Source organism: Candidatus Magnetaquicoccus inordinatus, assembly GCF_004217665.1.
GTDB lineage: Bacteria > Pseudomonadota > Magnetococcia > Magnetococcales > Magnetaquicoccaceae > Magnetaquicoccus > Magnetaquicoccus inordinatus.
The window spans coordinates 18996-21830 of the sequence record NZ_RXIU01000038.1; the positions used below are offsets into that span (position 1 = coordinate 18996).

At 51.5% G+C, this 2835-nt stretch carries 3 protein-coding genes; all 3 read left to right on the forward strand.

Features of this window, described 5'->3' with window-relative positions:
- Positions 1-1144, forward strand: a 1144-nt coding sequence (locus EJP87_RS05075) for a coiled-coil domain-containing protein (protein ID WP_227657461.1), incomplete at its 5' end; no start/stop codon positions are given.
- A 17-nt stretch (positions 1145-1161) separates the two neighbouring features.
- Positions 1162-1917 (forward strand): OmpA/MotB family protein, encoded by a 756-nt coding sequence (locus tag EJP87_RS05080; protein ID WP_130470776.1) that lies wholly within the window; start codon positions 1162-1164, stop codon positions 1915-1917.
- A partial coding sequence (locus EJP87_RS05085) for an EH signature domain-containing protein (protein ID WP_130470777.1) occupies positions 1914-2835 on the forward strand: 922 nt, incomplete at its 3' end. The genes EJP87_RS05080 and EJP87_RS05085, both read left to right, overlap by 4 nt.

Consider the following 2835-nt stretch of genomic DNA (forward strand, 5'->3'; position numbering starts at 1 on the left):
TGCCTCTGTACGCAACGATGTTGACAGAACCCGCGATACCCTAGACGCACAATTGAGAGCGGCCACTGATGGACTGTCCAATGTGGCGGATATCATTCGCGCCAGTCTGACGGATGCCGGTGGAGTCATGCGCAATACAACCCAGGAGTCGGGTACGCTGTTCGCCCAACAGATTGCGAATGCGGTTGCACGCATTGAAATAGGCACCCAGGCCAACTCGAATGCCATTCAACAGGCACTAGTACAATTGCGTGATGTCACGACTGACGCTACTGGGGCGATGACCACTGAGACCAAATCGGTCATCCATGCGATGAGGGATGCCTCCGAGCAAATGGCCCAATCTGTTGCTGCAATCACAGGCCAGATACGTCAGGGTGCTGTTGATGGTGTGGCCGGATTGACCGAGCGGCTTGTCAAGGCTGCCGAGACCATGCAGGAAGCATCTAATCGCAATTCTGACCACATTGGCGAAGCCGTTGAGCGCATCATTACTGCAGGCAGTCAAGCAGAAACAGGTGTTGGTCAAGCAGCCGCCAAAGTGATCTCTAGCACAGATCAGGTACTCACTCAATTCAAGGGGAGTATTGATAAGGTCAGTGCGACCATGGATACCGTGGAAGGTAAAATCGGCCTGCACGCCCAGGCTCTGGACGGTGTTAATCGTGCAGCCAGGGAAACAGAAGGATCACTATCCACAGCGGCACGGGCACTCGTTGATGCCGGACAGCCTTTGAAACTAGCGACACAGGCATTGAGAGAGGCTATCGACAACTCAACAATGTCGGTGGAGACCACGGTCAATGCTTTGGATGAAACACATCGGCTGAGTGCCGCACTATCCAAGGAACTTTCCAGTACGCTGCAAGAATTGCAGGTTGTCTGGAATCGGCATGCCAGCCAATTTGACAAAGCGGATGAAAATCTTGGTAACGCAGTGATAAAAATCATCAATCTTGTTGACAAAAACACGACCATGCTTGACGAGCAGGTCAGAAAAATTGATGGCTCATTGGCGCAGACAGTAAGTATATTGGCCGGTAACATTGAGGAGCTGCAGGAGGTGGCGGGAGAGTTGTCTAACGCAACCAAGTCCCTGGAAAATGTGGTTACAGCCGCTCGTCAACACCCAGGCTTACGGTGAGCCGGGAATAGCGCGCCATGGCCATTCGACGTCGCCACGTACCAGTCAACCAGGAAGACGAAGGGTTTTTCGCATCCATGACCGACATGATGGTCGGCATGCTCTTCTTGTTTATTCTTATGTTGATGTTCTTCGCACTGAAGTTTAACGAGGCAGCCGTCCAAATTACCAAGACAGCTAAAACTCTGTTAAGTGCTGAGGATACGCGCAAAGAGATGCTTGAGAAATTGCAAAAATCCTTGAAAGATCGAGGAATATCGGTCGAAATCGATATAGAGAACGGTATTCTACGTCTTCCGGAGAATATCCTTTTTGATCGCAATCGTGCAGATCTGACCGGGAAAGGTCGAGATGCCATTGTCGTCCTCGGACGGTCTTTGAACGCTGTATTGCCGTGCTTCGCAACAATACCAGGCGAGGATCGACCTGCATCCTGCCCAGATACGCCGCATACCATTGAAGCCGTTTTTGTCGAGGGGCATACCGACGGCGATGGTGATGACGCGCTGAATTGGAACCTTTCGGTCCAGCGTGGGCTTCAAACCTATCATTCCATGATTGACGGAAACCCAAAGCTCGTATTGCTGAGAAACACCAAAGCTCAGGCCGTTCTCAGCGTATCGGGTTACGGCAAACAACGACCGGTCCGTCCCAATGACTCCGCCGACAACAAGCGCCAGAACAGGAGAATTGATTTGCGCTTTATTATGACCACACCCAAGGCGAGCCAACTGGAACAGGTTGAACATCAGATTCAGGAAGGACACCAGTGAACCTGGACGATGCGCTGGAGAAAGTTACTGCATGGGTACCAAAAAAACTGGTGTACCAGTCGACGCCTCAGATATTTCATGCCAGTCATGCTGTGGCAAAACGTTTACGCGATGTCAGTACATCTGTTAGTCTCATTGACCTGAACGACTTGCGGAACCGGTTGTTCCAGGCCAGAACAACAGGCTCATGGAAATCCATCTCCTCTCGTGACTGGCGTTATGTCTCTGAATGCCTTGGTATGGGCCAGCACCCACTGATTGACGATGGAAATTTTCTTGATGAATATTTGAGGCAGCTTCGAGGACAACGATCCAGGTTGGCGGTCTCCAGGCTGATTCGTTTTTATCTGACGTATTTTGATCCATCCCGTCCTGGCATCCACAAAATTGCCAAGTTTCTCGTAGAAATGGTGCCCCAGTGGCAATGGGGTTGGGCGGAACGGCAAACCAAGATTGGAATTTTTGAGGTTGCGACCGCACCCAGGATGCTTGCGGAACACATCATGAATTCTACTGTTCTGCCGAGCGAAGTCATGGATGCGGCAGGTTTCGGTGGATCGCTCTATGGCTCGCGGTTGGCGGGGCATGCTTATATGCTAGCCGCCCAGAATGTTTGTGGAATGCTCATCCAGACCTATGCGTCAATGCCGGTCATCAAGCGTTTCGTAAACTGGGGAATGATCGGTGATCGGTTCGCTTTTGAATCTACACCCAGGGCGATAGCCGGAATGGCGGAATCCCTGTTGCTGCCATGGGTTGACCAAGCAGCACCCGATGATATCAGGGGTTTCATTGAGGCCCATCTCCTTTCTCTGTTACACGATCTGCGGATTGATCGGTCACGTTGGCTTGATGTGGATGAGAAGGCCCAGCGTGTCATGCGTCGATGGTTGACCCGGGCATCCCTCGAACAATTTT